Below are 21350 nucleotides of genomic sequence, written 5' to 3' on the forward strand. Positions count from 1 at the left end.
ATAAAAGACCTTATTAAGATGCTTCAATTACATAGAAATATGTCGAAATAAAACAAAGAAACCAGTATCTGATAAAAAAGTAATGAGTAAAAAGTTTTGAAGTAAGTATTTTTTGAAGTAGGTGTGATAAGGATGGATAAAACAACTTGGATAGGTGTCATATTAGGAATTATTGCAGTTGTGTTAGGTATGTTTCTAAAAGGAGTAGGACTGGGTGTATTAGTAAATCCGGCTGCCGTTATGATTATTATCGTTGGGACAGTAGCGTCTGTTTTAATCGCTTTTCCAGTCTCTGAAGTGAAAAGAATACCTAAAATAATGGGCGTAATATTCAAAGAAAGAGAGACATTACCGATGTCTCAAATCATTAGCCAATTTGCTGATTGGGCTCAGCTTGCACGTAAAGAGGGGTTGTTATCATTAGAAGTAAGAATAAATGAAATCAATGATCCCTTTTTGAAGAATGGTTTATCACTTGCAGTGGATGGACAGAGTGCCGATTATATTAGAGACGTATTAAATGAAGAAATTGATGCAATGGAAGAGCGCCATCAATCGGCAGCGCAAATATTTTCTCAAGCAGGAACATATGCCCCCTCACTAGGTGTATTAGGTGCAGTAATTGGATTAATTGCGGCATTAGGAAATATGAGCGATATTAACGCATTAGGTGAAGCAATAAGTGCTGCATTTGTGGCTACGATGTTAGGTATCTTTACGGGATATGTATTGTGGCATCCATTTGCAAATAAGTTAAAGAGGAAATCTAAAATAGAAGCTAAACATAAGAGGATGATGATAGAGGGGATTTTATCTATTTTGGAGGGAGAATCTCCACGTGTAATTGAGCAAAAACTATCTTCCTATTTACCAGGAAAAGAAAGAAAAGAATTTTTAGAAGAAGGAAGCATAGAATCATGACTAGAAGGAAGAAGAAGAGTCACGAAGATGAGCATGTTGATGAATCCTGGTTACTGCCTTATGCGGATTTACTTACATTATTAGTTGCTTTATTTATCGTCTTATTTGCTTCTAGTGCAATCGATGTTCAAAAGTTTCAAAAAATGTCCACAGCGTTTAATGAGGTTTTTTCTGGAGGTAATGGTGTAATTGATTTTCCTAGCCCAATGCCAGAAGGAAGTATGGCCCCTCAAAAAAAAGAAAGTGTGTCAGCTAGTCAACTGTCTGGTCTTTCTGATGAGGAACAAGATACTGAGGAACTGAAAAAATTAAAAGCCAAAGTTGATCACTATATTATCAGTAATGATATTACTGATAAGTTTGAAACGGAGCTTACAACTGAAGGACTGCTTGTGACGATTCGAGATAATGTATTATTCTCTTCAGGTAGTGCAGAAGTAAGAGCTAGAGATATACAGACAGCAGAAGAAATCTCTGAACTACTTGTGATGAATCCTCCAAGAAATATTATTATTAGCGGACATACGGATAATGTACCGATACGAAATGCTAATTTTGAGTCAAACTGGGAACTCAGTGTAATGAGAGCTGTCAATTTCATGAAAGTCCTTTTACATAATCCAGAACTTAATCCTGAATGGTTTAGCGCCAAAGGCTTTGGTGAATATAAACCTAAAGAATCGAATGAAACGGTTACGGGAAGAGAAAGAAATCGTAGAGTAGAAATTTTAATACTTCCGAGAGAATTGACAACCAACAGATAAACTTCGAAAGAGTTTATCTGTTTTTTTATGTAAAACCCCATGATTATAATTAGAATTTGCAGAAATATCAAACTATTGTTTATAATATAGACAAATGTTTTAAGGAGGGGGAGCCATTGAATGAAAAAGAGCAGCAAATTTTAAATTCCATAAAAGATAATCCTTATATTTCACAGTCTGAGCTAGCAGACAGCTTAAGCATTTCTCGTTCTACCGTTGCTGGCTATATTTCCTCTCTTACAAAAAATGGCTATATATTAGGTAGGGCTTATATTTTACCAAAGCAACCATCTATTTTATGTGTGGGCGCTGCCAATATTGATAGAAAATTGCAAGCTGTGGACAGCTTAGATGAAGGGACATCGAATCCTGCGAAAACTGAACAATCAGGAGGAGGGGTAGCAAGGAATATCGCGGAGAATTTGGCTAGACTTGAAATGTCCGTTTCTTTATTATCTGTTATCGGTGAAGATCACGAAGGTACATGGTTGTTAGATCGCCTAAAGCCACTAGTAGATACAACACCATCGATTATTATACCTACTTGCCGAACAGGAACTTATACAGCAGTGTTGGATAAAAAGGGAGAAATGAGAATAGCATTATCTGATATGGAAATTAACGATGTCCTCGATATGGAGATAATCGAATCACGATGGGGGTATTTTACTTCGGCTAAAATGGTTGTTCTCGATACAAATTTCCCAAGTGTTATATTGACAAGAGTAATAGAAAAATGTAAACAATTCAACACACCATTATGTATTACGACAGTATCTACAGCGAAAATAAAAAGACTCCCTGCTCAACTATTAGGTGTGAGTTTTCTTATTGCCAATAAAGATGAGGCAAGTTTGCTTTCTGGAGTAAAACTTACAAGTGAAGGAGATTACTTTAAAGCATGTGAAATCATTTTAGCAAAGGGTGTAGAAAGAGTAATAATAACGAGAGGGGAAAAGGGCCTTGTTTTCGCCACACAAGATGGAGAGGCAGGAGCTATTATGCCCCCTTTTGTTCAGGTCGTTGATGTAACAGGTGCTGGAGATGCCTTAGCATCAGGAATTATTTATGCACATCATAAAGGCATGCATATAGAAGATGCTTGTAAAATAGGAATAATCTGTGCAAGTGTAACGCTTACAAGTAAGGAAACGGTTCATCCACAATTAAGCCAAAAGAAACTACAACATGCCTTTCAAGAATATTTTTAGAGGAGTTGTTACAAATGAGAAAAGATTGGTTAGATTACTCTGATGAGGTGATCGAAGCAAAAAAACAATTAAAACCAATTGTCGCACTCGAATCAACAATCATCTCTCACGGTATGCCTTACCCTCAAAATGTGCAAACAGCCAAAGAAGTTGAAATGATTATCAGGCAGAATGGGGCAATCCCAGCAACCATTGCTATTATAGAAGGTAGAATTAAAATTGGGCTATCAGACGCAGAACTTGAACTACTTGCAACGAACGATTCAATTATGAAAGTTAGCAGAAGAGATTTTCCCTATGTCATTGCAGCGAAGAAACATGGAGCGACAACTGTTGCTGCCACGATGATTTGTGCAGAACTAGCAGGGATTGAAGTATTTGTAACAGGGGGTATTGGAGGTGTGCACAGAGGGGCAAGTGAAACAATGGATATATCAGCCGATTTGCAGGAATTAGCAAAGACAAATGTCGCTGTCGTTTGTGCCGGTGCTAAATCGATCCTCGATATTAAATTAACAGCTGAATATTTAGAAACATATGGTGTCCCAATCATCGGCTACCGTACAGATAAGATACCCGCTTTTTATACGAGAAAGAGCCCGTATAATGTCAATATTCGTGTAGATGAGATAAAAGAGATTGCTGAAATGATGAAGGTAAAGTGGGGACTAGGCTTAAATGGAGGGCTAGTTATTGCTAATCCAATACCAGAAGCAGATGCTATGAATGAACTGGAAATGAATGAGATGATTGATCAAGCTCTTGTTCATGCAGAAGAAGAAGGTATCTCAGGGAAAGAGATAACACCATTCCTCTTATCTATGATTAAAGAATTAACCGGTGGTAAGAGCTTGGCAGCCAATATTGCATTAGTTAAGCATAATGCCGAAATTGGGGCAAAACTTGCTATGCAATTATAATTCAAGATATAAAAGTATCCAATTTTAAAAATCAAAGAGGAAGCTGAACATCAATCAAACTTTTAAAGGAGGAATTGATGTTCGGTTTTTTTATTTGTAGGTATTTTTTGACTCAAAAGTTCCGATTTTTTCCTCTATTCTACAAGTTTCATTATACACTTGTCGTTTTTTGATTGAAAATGAAGAAAAAAATTAGCAGATTTTAGAATGAACTAGTAGTAAAATGTAAATATCTACAATAGTCTGAAAATAAAGCGGGATTTATTGCAAAATAGGACTAATTGAGAATATGCTTCAAGTCTAAAGGGGGATTTAATTTGGAAAGGTCTTTAGTTATAGAAACACTAGATGAAGAATGGCTTGCCCTTATTGAAGAAGCAAAACAATTAGGTTTAAATAAAGAAGAGGTGAGAATTTTTCTACAAGCTAAAGAAGAGGAATAACATGACATTGAGGCCTCCGAATTAATGAGCTTACAAGATTATGGTTAAAATGGAATAAAAAAAATATAAGAAGAAAAAAACCTCCGATAAACGCGAAGATTATCGGAGGTTTCATTCATATCTCTTTTTATCTTTATAGATTCGTTTGTAAGCTTGTCTTATTTATTTCTAGTCTTCCACTTATTAAAGTCGAGAAACTCCCGAAATTCTTCTTTTGAAACCCCAGATTCCATCGCTTCTTTGACTATATTTATCCAATCAGTATCTAATTCTTCTTTATTAATTTGATCATGGATAAGGTGATCAACAGGTACATTGAGTACAGCTGCGATTTTTTCGAGGAATTGAATGGAAGGGTTCGTTTGTAAATTTCTCTCTAATGAGCTTAAGTAGGATTTAGCTACTCCTGCTTGATCTGCAAGCTCTGATAAAGACATTTTTTTCTCTTGTCTTAATGCTTTGACTCGATTACCAATCATCACGTTCACCCTATCTATCTTTGTTGTTAACAGTATCATATCAAAAAAAGAGAATCCAACCGCTTATGTCCGTAAATTGTAATCGCTTAGTCTTTTAATTGTAATAAAAAATTTTTAATCATTACATTACGGAGCTGCCGATATAAATGAGACTGTATAAACTGAATAGATTGAATTCTTACCGTTCTAAAAGAATTTTAACAGAAAATAAATATCAAGTATAGTTGTAGGGCATGTTTTCTTTAATATATTAATTAACATACATATATGTTTTAAGGGAAGACTTTCAGGGAACGGACATAATATAACCAACAATATAAACCATAAAGGAGAGATAGTAAATGAGTAAAAAAATTGCTTGTCTAATTACCGATATGTTTGAGGATTCTGAGTATACAGAACCAGCAAAAAGTTATAAGGAAGCAGGACATGAGGTTATTACAATTGAATCAGAGGCTGGTAAAGTCGTAAAAGGGAAGCAAGGAAATGATCAAGTGACGATTGATAAAAGTATAGATGATGTGAACGCAGATGAGTTTGATGCTCTCTTTATTCCAGGTGGATTTTCTCCGGATATGTTAAGAGCAGATGATCGCTTTGTTCAATTTACGAAAAAGATGATGGATGCGAAAAAACCTGTTTTTGCTATTTGTCATGGACCACAATTATTAATTTCTGCTAAAACATTAGAAGGTAGAGGAGCTACAGGCTATAAATCCATTCATGTAGATATGGAATATGCAGGAGCTAAACTTCAGGACAAAGAAGTAGTGGTTTGTCAGGATCAACTTGTGACGAGCCGCACACCTGATGATATTCCTGCCTTTACAAGAGAGTCTTTAAAATTACTCTGATAATTTAAGAAAAGCAATCGTTGCATGATTTTTGTAAAACTTTTCATTCAGCGCTAATATTAATAAGTAGAGTATAATAACTTTTAATATAACAGTGACTGAAAGAAGGTTTTGCTATTGATCGTGTTGAAATCACCTAGAGAGATTGAAAAGATGCATGAAGCAGGTAAGGTACTTGCTGAATGTCATAAAGAGATTGCCATGAGAATTAAACCGGGTATAACTACATGGGAAATTGAAGAATTTGTTGATGCCTATCTGAAGAAAATAGGGGCTACACCTGAGCAAAAGGGCTATCGCGGGTATGAGTATGCTACTTGTGCCAGCATTAATGATGAAATTTGTCACGGATTTCCGAGGAGGGAACCATTAAAATCAGGCGACATTGTAACGATTGATATGGTGGTCAATTATAATGGAGCTCTTGCAGATTCAGCTTGGACGTACGGCGTTGGAGAAGTGAGTGAAAAGGTATCTACCCTATTAGATGTCACAAAGGAATCATTATATAAAGGAATTGAGCAGGTGAAGATAGGCAACCGAATTGGAGATATTGGTTATGCGATTCAACAGTTTGTTGAAGAGAAAGGATTTTCGGTAGTAAGGGAATTTATTGGTCATGGGATAGGGGCAAGCATCCACGAAAAACCGGATGTTCCTCATTTTGGCCTCCCTCATAAAGGACCGAGAATAAAAGAAGGTATGGTATTCACCATTGAACCAATGGTGAATACTGGAATGCATCATATGAAGATGGATCAAAATGGCTGGACTGCGCGAACAGTTGATGGTGGTTTATCAGCTCAATATGAACATACAATTGCAGTCGGTAAAGATGGAATCACGATTTTAACTGAGCAATAAAACAAAAAGCAGCTGCAAATCATGCAGCTGCTTATAATAAGGTCTTATTTATTCTTGCGCAAGTTTCCTAATTCTTCAGCGATTGCTTGCATTTCATTAGGACTGAAATGATTTTTTTTCATCACTAAATCGTAAATATCTTTTAGTTCTTCGTACATTTCTTCGTCAAAATGAGAAGATTTAATGGCGCCAATATTTAATACTTTTAGTTTTTCCTTGATTTTTTCGATCATATAATCGACATTTTCAGTTGATTTCTGTGATAAATTCACTTGATTTCCCCCCATAATACATCAGTAGTATAATCTTTCCATGGTTAAAGTGAAAAGTCAACCATTGATAGGTGCAAAGCTTGCATGTTTTTAGAGAAAAAAAGAAAATAAAGTATAGGTAGATTAAAAAGAATAAAGGAGTGAGGAAAATGGGAAAATCATTGTTTTGGAAAGGTGTTGTCCTTGGAGCGGTAGCGGGCGGTGCGCTCACGATGCTAGACCGTGATACAAGAGAAAATGCAAAATCTAAATGCAGAGAAACGACAGAAAGTGCAAAATATTACATAAAAAATCCCGATGAAGCCGTTCAACAAGTGAAAGGTGTCTCTTTAAAAGTTAGAACAGCAGCCCAGCAGATCGGTGAAGATGTGGCTTTCTTAACGACCACAATTGAGGATATTAAAACAAAGGCAATTGAAACAAGAGAAGCCTTAAATGACCCTAAAAGTGAAGTAGAGGTTTCAGAAGCGACGTTAGAAGGGAATGTTAGGAATAACTAACAAGGTTTGGGGGATCGCTGATGAAACAAGTCACTACTTTTGGAAAGGAACTATGGGAGCAAATAGATAAGGATGATGTTTTCGGCGTAGCTGCACAATTGGCCTACTTCTTTCTCCTATCACTTTTTCCATTATTAATTGTTTTGATATCATTGCTGCCTTATTTACCGATTACTCAAGAGGATATATTTGCTATCGTTAGAGATTTCGCACCAAAAGAAATTATGTCATTATTGGAAGACAATTTGAGTGCCGTCACAACGAAAAATGGGGCTCTGTTATCAATTGGTATTATCGGTACATTGTGGTCCGCGTCCGCCGCGATAAATGGCATTATGAGGGCTTTTAATAAGGCGTATGATGTCGTTGAAAGTCGATCATTTATTGTTGCAAGAGGCATTGCTATGCTTTTAACTATTTCTATGGTTTTTGTTTTCTTAGTAGCATTATTATTACCTGTGTTTGGGAGACAAATTGGTCTATTTATCTTTGATGCATTTGGATTGACTGAGCAATTTTTGAGCATATGGAATGCACTTAGATGGCTGGCGAGTCCGCTTATCATCTTTATTATCTTTAGTGGACTGTACTGGTTTGCTCCTAATAAGCGTTTAACGAATGTGACAGTTATCCCAGGTTCACTTTTTGCTACAATTGGCTGGATTCTATCTTCCTATGCGTTTTCATATTATGTGAGTAATTTTGGAAATTACTCGGCCACATATGGGAGTATTGGTGGAATCATTATATTAATGATTTGGTTTTATTTAACGGGTATTATTATTATGATTGGTGGAGAAATAAACGCATTGTTAAATAAATACAGCAAAGTGAAAAACACATAGTAAAAGTTACCTGATTGTAAGGTGCATCAATGGACAACCTAGGCTTAAGGAGGGTGATTACATTGACTGCAAATAAAGATGGTAACACAAGACAAAAAGGTAAAAATAAACCTAAACAAAAAACATCTAGTTCGGCTAATAAGCAAAACGGCTATCATTAAATAAAGAAGCAGCTATCCATTCACACACTTGGATAGCTGCTTTCTTTTAGTTCTTCAACAACCTTAAGCTATTTAATATCACTAAAATGGTTGAGCCTTCGTGACCGATTACACCGTAAGGAAGATCTAATATCTGTAGAAAATTAGAGCAAATTAACAGCATAATAACTGATATAGAGAAAACAATATTTTGTTTAATAATGGTGTTCATGCGTTTGGATAGGGCAATTGCATGAGCGATTTTAGGAAGATCGTTTTTCATTAAAACAATATCTGCTGTTTCTAATGCGACATCGGTTCCTTCACCCATGGCAATCCCAACATTTGCAGTCGCAAGTGCAGGCGCATCGTTAATTCCATCTCCAACCATTGCTACTTGTTGATACTGATTTCTTAATTCCTTAACATGATCCACTTTTTTTTCTGGCAAACATTCTGCAATAAAGTCTTCTACATTTGCTTCAGTAGAAATGGCTTGAGCGGTTGATTGGCTATCGCCTGTTAACATGATGGTGTATATACCTTGATCATTTAATTGTTTAACCGCAGCTTTCGTTTCTTGACGAACTTGATCCTTTAATGCGATTAATCCACACACCTCATGATCGCGTTCAAATAAAACGATCGTTTTACCATTCGAAGCTAATGTTTCTTGCTGTTCTTTTAATTCTGGCGCAAGTTCGTTATTGTTCAAAATAAATGATGGTTTACCAATTTTCCAAGTGACGCCGTTAATCACTGCTTTAATGCCCCATCCTGGTACATCTTCGATTGATTCGGGCTCTATAAGGGGAGAGCTCTGCTCTTCTTTTGTATACGAGACGATGGCAGTAGCAAGTGGATGGTTTGCATGGTTTTCAATTGATCCAACAATGCGTAAATAATCATCACGATGCTGAGTGTGTAGTGTAATAAAATCTGTTACTTCTGGGCGTCCTTTAGTTAAAGTACCTGTTTTATCAAACGCAATGGCTTTAATATGGCCTAAGTTCTCTAAATGTACCCCGCCTTTAAATAAAATTCCCTGTCTTGCTCCATTAGAAATCGCAGACAATGTAGCCGGCATAATAGAGGCGACAAGTGCACAAGGTGAGGCGACTACTAGGAGAATCATGGCACGGTAAAATGTTTCGTTCCAACTCCATCCAAGTAAGAAGTGTGGGAGAAATAGCATGAGTGCGACGGTCAGTAGTACAATTTTTACATATTTCCCTTCGAAATTCTCTATAAATAACTGACTAGGGGACTTTTCACTTTGTGCTGATTGGACCAGTTGAATGATCTTTTGAAAAAGAGTTTCATCCGCTTTTTTTGTGATTTCTACTTTAATGGCTCCATTCATATTGACGGTGCCGGCATACACTTCTTCAGATAACCCTTTTGTTACCGGAATCGATTCACCAGTAATCGTTGCTTCATCTATAGTTGTTTGTCCGTAGACAATGATTCCATCAGAGGGAACGCGTTCCCCTGGTTTAACTAGAATTTTATCTCCGATTTGTAGTGTAGAAACGTGAACAAGTTCTTCACCATCCTCATGAATTAATAAAGCTTCTTCAGGTTGCAACTCCATAAGGCTAGAAATTTCTTTTTTACTTTTATTCATTGTATATGTTTCTAGTGCGCCACTCATTGCAAAGATAAAAATAAGAATGGCACCTTCAATCCAATAGCCAATGATTGCGGAGCCGATTGCGGCAAAGATCATCAGCATTTCAACGTTTAATTCCTTATTAGCAATCGTTTCTTCAATACCTTCTTTTGCCTTCGCAAAACCTCCGATTATAAAAGATAAGATAAAGATAGTGATAGAAGTTGTTTCATAGCCTCCTTTACTAAGTAACCAACCGATAAGAATAAAAACACCTGAAGTAATTGCGGCTATAAGCTCGATATGTGGTAGTAACTTTTCGAATAATTGACTAGATGATTGCGATTGTTTTTGTACTAGGACATTTCCTTCCATATTTTCATTTCCTCCATTCTCATTGAGAAGAATAATCAACATCATTACCCTTAAAAACGACGAAAGCTGCCACCATATAGGTGACAGCAGAAAAAGTGCCGAATTGATAATATTTAATTGCTTTAATTTTACATTATATTGTAACTTTTGAAAAGGGTTATTCTCTATATTAGACGTTTTTTAACATAATTTAACTGTGAAACAATTGCTTGCTCATCTTATGGCGACCAAAATAAGCGATAATCGTAAAATTGATGAGCATCATCCCACTAATAACGGCGAAAAAGCTTAGTGATTGTATATATTGAATAAATAAACCGCCTGCGTAGGGTCCAATAAGACTGCCTAAGCTAAAGGCAACACCACAAAGAAGATTTCCGGTAGGTAAAAGCTGAGTGGGAGTTAAATCTGTCATATAACTAATTCCCAATGAAAAAGTACTTCCTACAGCCATCCCTGCTAAAAACAGTAGCAACATTAGAATGTTGACATTCTGTTCAAATATCGCAGCAGAAGAGAAAAGAATAAAGCCACAGAATAAAATAATCATTAAAATATTTCTTCGTCCATAGCGGTCACTTAACATCCCTAAAGGCAACTGAAAAATAATCGCTCCGACAGCAAATGAGGTAAGTAATAACGAAACTGATGAGACTTCTATTCCCATGCGCACAGCATAAACAGGGAAGCTCCCATTTATTGACGATTCTAAGAATCCGTAACTAAATGGTGGGATAAAGGCAATCCAAGCATAAGTAGATACTTCGTAAAAACGATGGAAAGTCCCTTTTAGTGATTGAACAGCGATTGTATGCTGTGGTTGCTCATTATCAAGAAAGAACACAAACCCCCATGCAATAAAACAAAAGAGGGAAGAAATAATAAATGGAAGAGATTCACTTATATGAACTAATGGTGTCATTAGTGGTCCAACAGCAAACCCAATCCCAAAGAATAATCCGTAGATGGAAATATTTCTCCCTCGATTGCGTTCAGGAGAAAATGACGTTATCCATGTTTGTGTTGAAAAATGGAGGGCGTGGTCGCCGATTCCAATCAATAACCTTAAAATAAACCAAAACCAAAAACTCTTCCATAGTGGAAATAATAAGAGGGAAGTAGCTACTAGAAGTCCCCCGATAATAATGACTGGTTTATATCCATATTTTCTTAGGGGATATTCCATGAAAGGTGAAATAAGTAATATACCAATATATAAACCTGCTGCATTTAAGCCATTTAAACTTGAAGATACACCATCACCTTCAAAAATAATAGCGATGAGCGGTAATAGCATTCCTTGACTAAAACCTGATATCGCAACAATGAATACTAAAATCCAAAACCTTACTCTTAGTTTTTTGTCCATAAAATAACCTCAATAAATGAAAATAATAAATCTTCTACCACAATAGATATTATATGTGAAAGATAAAATTGACAAGAGAATAATCATAATCTTTTCATAACAATCCTTAAAAATGTTTATCTTAAGAAAAGTAAAGCGATTTTTTTTGAGGAGGATGGGATGAATAAAGTATTTGCTATACTCGTATTTATTGGCGTACCGTTATCCGTAATAGGAAGTCTTCTACATTGGTCAAGTACATTGATGTTCATTATTTATTGTGTTGCTATCATTGCCTTAGCTAGTTTTATGGGACGATCGACAGAAAGTTTGAGTATTATTGCTGGTCCTAGAATAGGTGGATTGTTAAATGCGACATTCGGCAATGCGGTTGAATTAATTATTGCGATTTTTGCATTAAAAGAGGGATTAATTGGTGTTGTTTTAGCATCATTAACAGGAAGTGTATTAGGTAACTTATTATTAGTAGCCGGTCTTTCCTTTTTTATTGGAGGTATAAAGTTTAAAAGGCAAAGCTTTAATATCCATGATGCACGCCATAATGCGGGCTTACTCATCTTTGCAGTCATTGTGGCTTTCGTTATTCCTGAAATATTTTCAATGTCAATGAATGAAGAAAAGACGATGATCTTTAGTATTGGAATTAGCATCATCCTGATGGCTTTATACTTAGCCGCATTATTCTTTAAATTAGTTACACATAGAGGTGTGTATAATAAAGGAGATGAAGACGGAAAGAAGAAAGTGGAGGAAGTACCAGAATGGAGCAAAGGAAAATCCATTTTAGTATTAGCTCTTGCTACATTAGCTGTAGCCTATATTTCTGAAAATCTTGTTCACACCTTTGAGGAAGTAGGGAAGACATTTGGTTGGTCGGAATTGTTTATCGGCGTCATTATCGTTGCAATTGTAGGGAATGCCGCAGAACATGCTTCCGCTATTATTATGGCTGCGAAAAATAAAATGGATATTGCCGTAGAGATTGCCGTTGGTTCTACTTTACAAGTAGCTATGTTTGTCGCGCCCATACTTGTCCTTATCTCGTTACTTTTCCCTGTAGCGATGCCGCTCGTATTTACAGTACCAGAATTAATCACGATGGTATCAGCTGTTTTTCTAATGGTGGTTATCTCCAACGATGGTGAGTCTAATTGGTTTGAGGGTGGCACCCTTCTAGCAGCTTATTTCATCATCGGTATAGGATTTTATTTACTATAATAAAAAAACGACTCCTAGGTTAGCCGGGAGTCGTTTTGAAATATTTCGAATAAAAAGGAAGCGCTTGCAATTTTATTTTTAACTCATTAAGTATTTAATCGAGGACTGCTAGTGTGCATTCGCTTGAATTCATTAACCACTCCTTTATGGTGTTTGTTCATAAATAAAGCGAATCGTAATGAAGCTGCCCTCCTTTCGAGTGAGTGTATAAATAGTATAAAATATATAGAGACTTTTGTAAATATTCAAAACATTACAAAAATGTTACTTTTTTATTTTCCTTTATGGATAATATTCACATCATACGAAAAAACTAATGCATATAAGTTTGAAAGGAGTAAGAGAAATGAAGAAATGGCTATATGCTTTAGTATTGATGACCATTGGGGTGACATCCTTTCAATCAGCGATATCTGCTGAAGGAAAAATAGAAACAAAAGGGGAGACGATAGAGATACCAAGTTCTGTTCTAAATGTAGAAAAGGACAATACGTATCCAAACCCTGCTCAAGATTTACCAACATTACAGCCGAGTGAATTAACACAAGAATTAATGGAGACATCAAGAGTAAAAATAGATAACCCTGAATTAATACGTATGTTAAATGAAACAACAGTAAATAGTACACCTTTTGCCATCGGATACCGTGCGATTGTTTATTTAGGTCAATGGCCACTCAATTATCAATCACAAGAAACATCACCTAATTGGGAGTTTCAAAAGATCAATACGAACTATTTTGATAATCGCGGGGGAGATGCGGTCTATCAAATGAATTATGTTCAAGAAATGCAAAAGGTAGTGAAAGGTGGACTTACATCTAAGGTTCCACATGCGCAAGATGTTAAAAAGATGATGTTGTTGAAGGCAACAGAAAAAAGTGGATTACCCTTATCCTTTGAAACGGTTGTAGGGGCAGGAACGAAAAAAGATCATAAATATCATGTTGCAATCAACCGTCTGGGCTACCTATATGCATACGCACCTGCTATTAATGAAAAAGGGAAAGTTACTTATGGTGAAGTTTATATAATGTTGAAAGGAAGCAAAAAAACCTTAGTAGTGAAAAATATCACTTCTCAAGGAATTGGCGCATGGATTCCAATACAGGATCATGTCTCATTTGGCTTTATTGTTTCGGAACGACCACGTTAAATAGAAAAGTGCGCCATTTATATTGGCGCACTTTTCTATTTTTTAACTGAGATATTTGCTTTTTTAGTTTGGAAGTCTATTTCAGGGTAATAACTGTCTTTTACTAACACATTTGGCCCTAAACATCTTGCTTCACTACAATGGCAATTTAAAGACTTAGCAAGCTTTGTTTCCATCCACTTATCGAAAACAGATGGCAGTCCATCTGTCTGTATATTCCCTAAAGGAGGTGTATCACCAAAGTCCGTTACAATTACATCACCTGTAAAAATATTTACATTTAGTCTTGAACGACCATCAGGATCATTTCTGACAGTGACATTCTGTTCATTATGAAGACGTTGTAATAAAGCTAAGTCTTCTTCATTATTGCTGCATGGATAAAACGGCAATGTTCCAAACAACATCCAAGTATCTTTGTCTCGAATATCCAGGAGGTGATGGATTGCTTGGCGCATTTCTTTTAATGATAAAGTTTCGAGAGTAGATGCAAAATCTGAAGGGTACATTGGATGAACTTCATGACGTTGACAATGCATTTCTTCGGTTATTTGCTTATGGATTTTCTCTAAATAGGGTAATGTTCTTTTATTTAACATTGTTTCAGCAGAGACCATTACACCAGCTTGTACGAGTTCTTTACTATTCTCGATCATACGATCAAAGAGTACCTGTCTTTGCTTTATGGATGGTTTTCTTTCCATCATAGCAAAACCACCCTCAATAAATTCTTCTTCGGTACCCCAGTTATGAGAAATATGTAAAACATCTAAATAAGGGATAATGCTATCATATTTACCTCTATCTAATGTGAGGTTAGAATTAATTTGTGTTCGAATACCTCGTTCGTGAGCATACTTAAAAAGAGGAATCACATAGTTATTAACTGATTTCTTCGATAGCATCGGTTCGCCTCCCGTTATAGAGAGTGAACGCAATTGCGGGATTTCCTCTAAACGTTTGATTAATAAATCAACAGGAAGTCCATCAGGATCTTTTGGCTGCAGAGTATACCCAACAGCACAATGCTCACAACGCATATTGCATAAAACCGTAGTTGTAAATTCAATATTGGATAAGGTTAATTTTCCATAATCATCGATATCCATATAAGCTTCCCAAGGGTCATAACTTGGTGAAATTGGTAACGTTTGAGATATCATTTAAAAAACTCCTTTAAGTAAATCTGTAGTCATTATTCATCTAACGTAAGCTTCTGTCAACCTTTAATGAAAAATAAACCTTTATTGCAGCTCTATTGCATTTCATGTAGGATTAAAGTTGTGTAGAGAAAGGAGCGAATACTGTGGGCAATTCAATTACTGATAAAGACAATCAAGTAGCTTTCTTAAAGCAACGTCTTCATATGTTTATGGACGTATTAGATGCGATAGAACCTGAAAACACGGAGTTAGAGGATGTTGATCGTCTCATCGAAATGATCGATGATCTTGAATCTAAAGTAAGGGAATTTAATCATAGAGATTAAAAAGAAGTGGTGAAACCCTATGAAAAAAATTGGGTTTCACCATTTTTTTGTTTCTACAGTTGGTCTTTTCTTGACTAAAGAATGAGTATATAATGGTATACGATAATGATTCTAATTTTTCGCAAAAGAAATTGATCGGTCGCAAAGGGAAAGGGGAACTTTGAGAAATGAATATGGAGCAATTCCAAAAAAGTATGTACGACTTAATTGTAGAAACTTCGACGAATTTACCAAAGGATGTTCGTCGGGCAATTAAGGCAGCAAAAGAAAGAGAAAGTGCTGGTACGAGATCAGCGATGAGTCTGGCAACAATTACAAATAATATCTCTATGGCAGATGATAACGTATCGCCAATCTGTCAAGATACAGGATTACCGACATTTAAAATCAAAACACCAGTTGGCGTTAATCAACTAAAGATTAAAGAAGCAATTAAGAATGCTATTGCAGAAGCAACAAATGATAGTAAATTGAGACCTAACTCTGTTGATTCCTTAACAGGTGCTAATAGTGGAGATAATTTAGGTGGTGGCACACCAGTTATTAAATTTGATCAGTGGGAAGAAGAGTATATAGACGTTCGCTTAATTCTAAAAGGCGGCGGTTGTGAAAATAAAAATATACAATATAGTTTGCCTGCAGAACTAGATGGTTTAGGAAGAGCTGGACGCGATTTAGATGGTATACGTAAATGTATAATGCATTCGGTTTATCAAGCACAAGGACAGGGATGTAGTGCAGGGTTTATAGGTGTAGGGATTGGCGGAGATCGTTCATCTGGTTATGATTTAGCAAAGGAACAACTATTCCGTTCTGTAGATGATGTAAATCCAAATGAAGATTTACGAAAACTGGAGGAATATGTTCTTAAAAATGCAAACGAGCTTGGAATTGGGACAATGGGATTCGGAGGAGAAACGACTTTATTAGGATGTAAAGTTGGTGTGATGAATCGTATTCCTGCTAGCTTTTTTGTATCTGTAGCCTATAATTGCTGGGCATATCGTAGACTTGGGGTAAAAGTAAATCCTGACACAGGTGAAATTAATGAATGGCACTATCAAGATGGTGAAAAAATTAATTTTGCTGACGAAGCAGCGCAAGAAACAGCTGCAACAGCAGAAGCTGAACAAGAAACAAAAGTTGTTACGCTTCAAGCTCCAATAACAGAGGAACAAATCCGTGAACTTAAAGTTGGCGATGTTGTTCAAATCAATGGTCGGATGTATACAGGTCGTGATGCGATCCATCATCATTTAATGGAGAACGATGCCCCTGTAGATTTAAATGGACAAGTAATATATCATTGTGGACCAGTAATGATGAAAGATGATCAAGAAAAATGGCATGTAAAAGCAGCAGGTCCAACTACAAGTATTCGTGAAGAACCATATCAAGGAGATATTATGAAGAAATTCGGTATTCGCGCCGTGATTGGAAAAGGCGGTATGGGACCGAAAACATTAAAAGCGCTAGAAGATCATGGTGGAGTATACTTAAATGCAATTGGTGGAGCAGCGCAATATTATGCTGATTGTATTAAAGAAGTAGAAGGCGTTGATTTAATGAACTTCGGTATTCCAGAAGCCATGTGGCACCTACGTGTAGAAGGATTCACAGCAGTGGTTACAATGGATTCTCACGGAAATAGTCTTCATAGAGATGTAGACAAATCCTCGTTAGAGAAGCTAGCGAAATTTAAAGAACGTGTATTTTAATTTGTTTTTGAGACACCAACATATAGTGGTGTCTCTTTTTTTATGTGAATAATTATTTTGGAAACTTTTAGCGCTCGTAATTTATTGTTGCTAGCAAAGAATAAGAAAAAAAGAAGGAGAAGCGCTATGAAAAAATTGATGATATTAGTAAGTAGCTTTCTGTTTATCTGTTCAATCCCTGTCTCAGCAAGTGAATTCAGCCATGCTCCTATCCATTGGGGAATTAAAAAAGCACAGAATGAATCACCGGCGGAAGCGGGAAAAATGCTTGATAATCTTCTAACAAAGCATCAATCTGTTTATAAGGGAGATCCGACTAAAAAAGAAATTTATCTTACTTTTGATAATGGGTATGAAAATGGGTATACGGATAAAATTCTTGATGTGCTTAAAAAAGAAAAAGTACCTGCGACATTCTTTATTACGGGTCATTATATTCATACGGCACCAGATTTAGTAAAAAGGATGGCAAGGGACGGACATATAATCGGCAACCATTCTTGGACTCACCCAGATATGACAAGGATCAGTCGCGATAAATATAAACAAGAATTAGAAAAAGTGAGAGCTGAGACAGAAAAGTTAACAGGTGTTAAACATATGTCCTATTTAAGACCACCTCGTGGTATTTTTAACGAACAAGGATTGGCTTACGCAAATGAATTAGGCTATACCCATATCTTTTGGTCTCTAGCCTTTGTTGATTGGAAAACAGATCAACAAAAAGGCTGGAAATACTCCTATGACAACATTATGAGGCAGATTCATCCAGGAAGCATATTATTATTACACACAGTATCAAAAGATAATGCAGATGCTTTGCAACAAGCAATTGTGGATTTAAAAAAACGAGGATATGAATTCAAATCGTTAGACGATCTCATGTGGAGCCAAGCCTTGGATAGCTCTTACTTATATTAACAGTCACCACCTACAATGAACTTCATTGTAGGTGTTTTGATTTATAAAGAAAGAAAAATGGCAAACAGAGTGCCAACGGGATTAATAAGGGTGAAAAGGGAAACGGTGAGCAAACAACGAGTCTCTGGATAAGCCATGAAAAAGAGGAAAACAAAGCAAATAGAAAGTGCCCTGGATTTAAAAGCCATGAAAAAGGGGAAAACAAAGCAAATAGTGAACTTCTTGAATCTTGAATCTATAAGCCATGAAAAAGAGGGAAACAAAGCAAACAGAAAGCGCTCCGGATCTATGAGCCGTGAAAAAGAGAAAAACAATGCTAATAAAGTTCCATCAAAATTTATAAGCAACATAAATAATAGATGCAGTATTCATCATTTATTAAGAAGTAAAAATCCCCATTAAATCATTGTAAAATTCTTGTTATAATTATAAATAAGAACAGATATTCGTCTTGATAGAAGACAGTTGAAAAAGCTCATAAAAAGATCCTTAGTATAATACGAGAAAAAACAGTGAAGGATGAACGGTGAATGGAGATAATAAAAGAAATAGGTGGACCCTATAATTTTGATGCTGTTTTAAGTCGCTTATCAAGTGACCCGCTTATTTGGGTGAATCGAGACAAGAGAATGTTAAAGGTACCCCTTAAGTTACAAAATGAATCCGTCGTCGTTACAATCACAGGTTTGGGTACAACGAACAAACCTAAATTTCTAATGACAGGATTAAATGAAGTAACAAAAGAAGAAGCGTTGGTTAGATTAACAGATATTTTTCGGTGGAATATTCCCTTAGCAGATGTTCATCAACATTTTTTAAAAACGGATTTGCGCCATGTTTTTCTCGCTCATTATGGAACACCTTTTGTGTTAGATTTTGATTTATTTGGTTCGCTCCTCAAATGTATTGTTCATCAACAATTGAATATGAAATTTGCTTATACGCTTACAATGAGGTTTGTGCATAAGTTTGGTTATGAGAAAGATGGTGCTTGGTTTTATCCTGATCCTGAAACAGTAGCTAATGTAACAATTGAAGATTTAAGGGCATTACAATTCAGTGGTAGGAAAGCAGAGTATGTTATTGGGATTGCTAAAGAGTTATCAGAAAAGCAATTATCTTTATTGCAACTAAAAGAACTGTCAGATCGTGAAATTCATGATAAACTGATTAAATTAAAAGGCGTAGGTCCATGGACAGTGCAGAATTTTTTGATGTTTGGTTTAGGGAGAGATAATCTTTATCCAATGGCAGATATTGGCTTGCAAAATGCGTTAAAAAAGCTTTATCAATTAGAGCAGAAGCCTTCCTACGAACAAATGGAATTATATGCAAAAGACTGGACGCCTTATTTAAGCTATGCCACCTATTATTTATGGCGTAGTATCGAATAACTGTGGAGTGATTATTTTTGAATAAACAAACGAATCGTAAAAAAGAAACTGCCGTTCAGTTAAAACTCAAGCAACGGTTTCCTTTAACAATCAAAAGGTTAGGTATTAACGGAGAGGGTGTCGGATATTTCAAAAAGAAAGTGGTCTTTGTTCCTGGTGCCCTGCCTGATGAAGAGGTTGTGGTAGAAGTCACAAATGTTCAACCGAAATTTTCAGAAGCAAAGATAAAAAAAGTTAGGAAACCTTCTCCCTACCGAGTAGAGGCACCTTGTCCGTTATTTGGTGAGTGTGGCGGATGTCAGTTACAACATCTTCGCTATGATCGCCAGTTAATAGAAAAAAGGGATATGGTTATTCAATCACTTGAGAGACATACCAAAATAGATCCAAGCACCATTCAAATAAAACAAACAATCGGAATGGAGGACCCTTGGAGATACCGGAATAAAAGCCAATTTCAAGTAGGGATGAAGCAAGGTGAAGTGATTGCAGGATTATATAGCATGAATTCACATCAGCTTATTGATATTGATGAATGCATCGTGCAGAAGCCAGAAACAATATCTGTTACAAATACGATGAAGCGTATTCTTCAAGATTTAAACATTAGTGCTTATAATGAACGCACGCGCAAAGGTGATATCCGTACAATTGTGACGAGAGTGGGTGTGAAAACTGGGGAAGTGCAAGTTGTGCTCATTACAAGACAAAAAGAGCTTCCAAAGTCTTCACTAATAGTAGAAGAAGCTACCAAGCGGATTCCGAATTTACGTTCGATTATTCAAAATGTCAATGGCCAAAAAACATCTCTCATTTTTGGGGATGAAACCATACCACTTGCGGGTGAAACGTTTATATATGAAATGCTAGGGGATATTCAATTTGAATTATCTGCACGTACTTTTTTTCAACTCAATCCAGAGCAAACCGTCAAATTGTATAATGAAGTCAAAAAAGCAGCAAATCTAACTGGTAAAGAAACGATTGTTGATGCGTACTGCGGAGTAGGAACAATTGGATTATGGTTGGCAGATCAAGCAAAAGAAATACGTGGAATGGATATTATAAAAGAATCAATCACAGATGCAAAGAGAAATGCAGCTAAACATGGAGTGAAGCATGCTAAATATGTAACGGGTAAGGCTGAAGAATGGTTACCTAAATGGGTGAAAGAAGGCTTTCGTCCAGATGTTATCGTTGTCGATCCCCCAAGAACAGGTTTGGATCAAGCATTATTAAAAACAATCCAACAAGTCAAACCTAAAAAATTGGTTTACGTGTCTTGTAACCCATCTACACTGGCAAAAGACATCGATTTTCTCCACCGTCAATATAAAGTAAAAAGCATACAGCCGGTAGACATGTTTCCCCAAACGGCGCACGTGGAATGTGTCGTCTTATTAACCTTGATATAACAGAGTGATTGGCAAGGAATTGATGTGATTAATCGCGTTTTAACTACGTCAGAATGACCACATCAACTTCTTGCTTTTTTAGTGTGTAGCGACCGTATATTAACTTATTACAATTTTAATACTTCATCAAACTGTGCAATTCTTACCTGCATGTCATGAGTAATTATGATTAAACATGTCTAATGGTCATATACGAGAGCCAGAACCAGAGCCAGAACCAGCACCAGAACCAGAACCAGAGCCAGAACCAGAGCCAGAGCCAGAGCCAGAACCAGAACCAGAGCCAGAACCAGAGCCAGAGCCAGAACCAGAGCCAGAACCAGAGCCAGAACGGTTATCATTAGCTTTTGATCCTGGGTTTCTACTTAGGAATTCCTCATTTCCAGCGTCTTTTGCCTCATTTAGAAGCTTTTTTACGTCTTCTTTTCCCATCTATAAAAACCACCTTTCAATATAATCCTTAATATTTA

23 protein-coding genes are annotated in these 21350 nt (G+C 36.3%); 17 read left to right on the plus strand and 6 right to left on the minus strand.

The features are described 5' to 3' along the window. Positions 1 to 132: 132 nt before the first annotated feature. From motA to sinI, 5 genes are all read left to right on the plus strand, one after another. Positions 133 to 921: a flagellar motor stator protein MotA gene (gene motA, locus MKX83_RS07030; RefSeq protein WP_289433187.1), complete on the plus strand. Its 789-nt coding sequence runs from the start codon at positions 133 to 135 to the stop codon at positions 919 to 921. Then, complete coding sequence (motB, locus tag MKX83_RS07035; RefSeq protein ID WP_289433188.1) at positions 918 to 1685, plus strand: flagellar motor protein MotB; 768 nt, start codon at positions 918 to 920, stop codon at positions 1683 to 1685. The genes motA and motB overlap by 4 nt, the downstream gene beginning before the upstream one ends. Positions 1686 to 1801: 116 nt before the next feature. Beyond that, positions 1802 to 2896, plus strand: a complete 1095-nt coding sequence (locus MKX83_RS07040; RefSeq protein WP_289433189.1) for a carbohydrate kinase — start codon at positions 1802 to 1804, stop codon at positions 2894 to 2896. A gap of 14 nt (positions 2897 to 2910) precedes the next feature. Further along, a complete protein-coding gene (locus MKX83_RS07045) occupies positions 2911 to 3816 on the plus strand; it encodes a pseudouridine-5'-phosphate glycosidase (protein ID WP_328199527.1) in 906 nt (301 codons plus the stop codon). A gap of 317 nt (positions 3817 to 4133) precedes the next feature. Beyond that, positions 4134 to 4259, plus strand: coding sequence for a DNA-binding anti-repressor SinI (sinI, locus tag MKX83_RS07050; protein WP_157733760.1), 126 nt, complete (start codon positions 4134 to 4136; stop codon positions 4257 to 4259). Positions 4260 to 4417: 158 nt separating this feature from the next. On the opposite strand, the gene MKX83_RS07055 is transcribed toward sinI, so the two are convergent. Further along, positions 4418 to 4738, minus strand: coding sequence for a helix-turn-helix domain-containing protein (locus MKX83_RS07055; protein WP_095370084.1), 321 nt, complete (start codon positions 4736 to 4738; stop codon positions 4418 to 4420). A 341-nt stretch (positions 4739 to 5079) separates the two neighbouring features. On the opposite strand from MKX83_RS07055, the gene MKX83_RS07060 reads away from it, so the two are divergent. Continuing rightward, the gene (locus tag MKX83_RS07060) at positions 5080 to 5592 is read left to right on the plus strand and encodes a type 1 glutamine amidotransferase domain-containing protein (protein ID WP_095370083.1); all 513 of its coding nucleotides are present in this window, start codon (positions 5080 to 5082) and stop codon (positions 5590 to 5592) included. A 117-nt stretch (positions 5593 to 5709) separates the two neighbouring features. Then, entirely contained in the window at positions 5710 to 6456 is a 747-nt protein-coding gene (gene map, locus MKX83_RS07065) for a type I methionyl aminopeptidase (RefSeq protein ID WP_095370082.1), read from the plus strand. 44 nt (positions 6457 to 6500) lie between these two features. On the opposite strand, the gene MKX83_RS07070 is transcribed toward map, so the two are convergent. Then, positions 6501 to 6728: a DUF1128 domain-containing protein gene (locus MKX83_RS07070; RefSeq protein WP_095370081.1), complete on the minus strand. Its 228-nt coding sequence runs from the start codon at positions 6726 to 6728 to the stop codon at positions 6501 to 6503. 149 nt (positions 6729 to 6877) lie between these two features. On the opposite strand from MKX83_RS07070, the gene MKX83_RS07075 reads away from it, so the two are divergent. Both MKX83_RS07075 and MKX83_RS07080 read left to right on the plus strand, forming a co-directional pair. Next, entirely contained in the window at positions 6878 to 7228 is a 351-nt protein-coding gene (locus tag MKX83_RS07075; RefSeq protein WP_095370080.1) for a YtxH domain-containing protein, read from the plus strand. A gap of 20 nt (positions 7229 to 7248) precedes the next feature. Beyond that, positions 7249 to 8073 carry a YihY/virulence factor BrkB family protein gene (locus MKX83_RS07080; protein ID WP_095370079.1) on the plus strand — a complete coding sequence of 275 codons (825 nt, stop codon included), beginning with the start codon at positions 7249 to 7251 and terminating at the stop codon, positions 8071 to 8073. Between the two features lie 207 nt (positions 8074 to 8280). On the opposite strand, the gene MKX83_RS07085 is transcribed toward MKX83_RS07080, so the two are convergent. Together MKX83_RS07085 and MKX83_RS07090 are read right to left on the minus strand one after the other, a co-directional pair. After that, positions 8281 to 10200: a heavy metal translocating P-type ATPase gene (locus tag MKX83_RS07085; RefSeq protein WP_322910041.1), complete on the minus strand. Its 1920-nt coding sequence runs from the start codon at positions 10198 to 10200 to the stop codon at positions 8281 to 8283. Positions 10201 to 10390: 190 nt separating this feature from the next. Beyond that, positions 10391 to 11569: an MFS transporter gene (locus tag MKX83_RS07090; protein WP_341054770.1), complete on the minus strand. Its 1179-nt coding sequence runs from the start codon at positions 11567 to 11569 to the stop codon at positions 10391 to 10393. A 159-nt stretch (positions 11570 to 11728) separates the two neighbouring features. Here MKX83_RS07090 and cax point away from each other — a divergent pair, with 159 nt between their 5' ends. Both cax and MKX83_RS07100 read left to right on the plus strand, forming a co-directional pair. Beyond that, positions 11729 to 12787: a calcium/proton exchanger gene (gene cax / locus MKX83_RS07095; RefSeq protein WP_095370077.1), complete on the plus strand. Its 1059-nt coding sequence runs from the start codon at positions 11729 to 11731 to the stop codon at positions 12785 to 12787. Positions 12788 to 13133: 346 nt separating this feature from the next. Further along, the gene (locus MKX83_RS07100; protein ID WP_307319345.1) at positions 13134 to 13943 is read left to right on the plus strand and encodes a YfkD famly protein; all 810 of its coding nucleotides are present in this window, start codon (positions 13134 to 13136) and stop codon (positions 13941 to 13943) included. A gap of 35 nt (positions 13944 to 13978) precedes the next feature. Here MKX83_RS07100 and yfkAB read toward each other — a convergent pair whose 3' ends face one another. Continuing rightward, positions 13979 to 15106 (minus strand): radical SAM/CxCxxxxC motif protein YfkAB, encoded by a 1128-nt coding sequence (yfkAB, locus tag MKX83_RS07105; RefSeq protein ID WP_307319343.1) that lies wholly within the window; start codon positions 15104 to 15106, stop codon positions 13979 to 13981. A 143-nt stretch (positions 15107 to 15249) separates the two neighbouring features. On the opposite strand from yfkAB, the gene MKX83_RS07110 reads away from it, so the two are divergent. From MKX83_RS07110 to rlmD, 6 genes are all read left to right on the plus strand, one after another. After that, positions 15250 to 15432, plus strand: a complete 183-nt coding sequence (locus MKX83_RS07110) for an SE1561 family protein (RefSeq protein WP_095370074.1) — start codon at positions 15250 to 15252, stop codon at positions 15430 to 15432. 167 nt (positions 15433 to 15599) lie between these two features. Next, the gene (locus MKX83_RS07115; protein WP_095370073.1) at positions 15600 to 17150 is read left to right on the plus strand and encodes a fumarate hydratase; all 1551 of its coding nucleotides are present in this window, start codon (positions 15600 to 15602) and stop codon (positions 17148 to 17150) included. Positions 17151 to 17276: 126 nt separating this feature from the next. Further along, positions 17277 to 18071, plus strand: a complete 795-nt coding sequence (gene pdaA / locus MKX83_RS07120; protein WP_095370072.1) for a delta-lactam-biosynthetic de-N-acetylase — start codon at positions 17277 to 17279, stop codon at positions 18069 to 18071. Between the two features lie 135 nt (positions 18072 to 18206). Then, on the plus strand, positions 18207 to 18473 hold the full coding sequence (locus tag MKX83_RS07125; RefSeq protein ID WP_322910043.1) for a hypothetical protein: 267 nt from the start codon (positions 18207 to 18209) through the stop codon (positions 18471 to 18473). A gap of 128 nt (positions 18474 to 18601) precedes the next feature. Further along, the gene (locus tag MKX83_RS07130) at positions 18602 to 19465 is read left to right on the plus strand and encodes a DNA-3-methyladenine glycosylase family protein (RefSeq protein ID WP_307318059.1); all 864 of its coding nucleotides are present in this window, start codon (positions 18602 to 18604) and stop codon (positions 19463 to 19465) included. Positions 19466 to 19482: 17 nt separating this feature from the next. Further along, the gene (rlmD, locus tag MKX83_RS07135; protein WP_095370070.1) at positions 19483 to 20880 is read left to right on the plus strand and encodes a 23S rRNA (uracil(1939)-C(5))-methyltransferase RlmD; all 1398 of its coding nucleotides are present in this window, start codon (positions 19483 to 19485) and stop codon (positions 20878 to 20880) included. Between the two features lie 186 nt (positions 20881 to 21066). Here rlmD and MKX83_RS07140 read toward each other — a convergent pair whose 3' ends face one another. Next, positions 21067 to 21312 (minus strand): hypothetical protein, encoded by a 246-nt coding sequence (locus tag MKX83_RS07140; protein WP_341054776.1) that lies wholly within the window; start codon positions 21310 to 21312, stop codon positions 21067 to 21069. Between the last annotated feature and the right edge of the window lie 38 nt (positions 21313 to 21350).

Source organism: Cytobacillus sp. FSL M8-0252, assembly GCF_038007345.1.
Taxonomy (GTDB): domain Bacteria; phylum Bacillota; class Bacilli; order Bacillales; family Cytobacillaceae; genus Cytobacillus; species Cytobacillus kochii.